This window comes from Faecalibacterium sp. DFI.5.82 (assembly GCF_029076575.1).
Taxonomy (GTDB): Bacteria; Bacillota; Clostridia; order Oscillospirales; family Ruminococcaceae; genus Faecalibacterium; species Faecalibacterium duncaniae.
This window is the reverse complement of the sequence record NZ_JARFIS010000084.1, coordinates 1-442: the sequence shown is the minus strand read 5'-3', so window position 1 is coordinate 442 and position 442 is coordinate 1. Positions and strand designations below refer to the sequence as shown.

The 442-nt window shown below is 63.3% G+C and carries 1 protein-coding gene; it reads left to right on the top strand.

Features of this window, described 5'->3' with window-relative positions:
* On the top strand, positions 1-442 hold a 442-nt coding region (locus tag P0G09_RS15675; RefSeq protein WP_275253116.1), incomplete at both ends, for a dihydroxy-acid dehydratase.

The window sequence follows — 442 nt, the reverse complement described above, 5'->3', positions numbered from 1 at the left end:
GATGCCATCGCAGACACCGATGGCATCGCCATGGGCCATGTGGGCATGAAATACTCCCTGGCCTCCCGCGAGCTGATCTGCGACAGCGTGGAGACCATGCTGATGGCCCATCAGCTGGACTGTCTGGTGCTGGTGCCCAACTGCGATAAGATCGTGCCCGGCATGGTCATGGCCGCAGTCCGCATGGATGTGCCCGCGGTGGTCTGCTCCGGCGGCCCCATGCTGGCTGGCAGCTACGGCGGCGAGGAAGTCAGCCTTTCCAAGATGTTCGTGGCTGTGGGCGCTTACAAGGCCGGTATGATCACCGACGAGCAGCTGGAAGACTGCACCTGCAACTGCTGCCCCAGCTGCGGCAGCTGCTCCGGCATGTACACCGCCAACAGCATGAACTGCCTATGCGAGGCCATTGGCATTGCCCTGCCCGGCAACGGCACCATTCCGG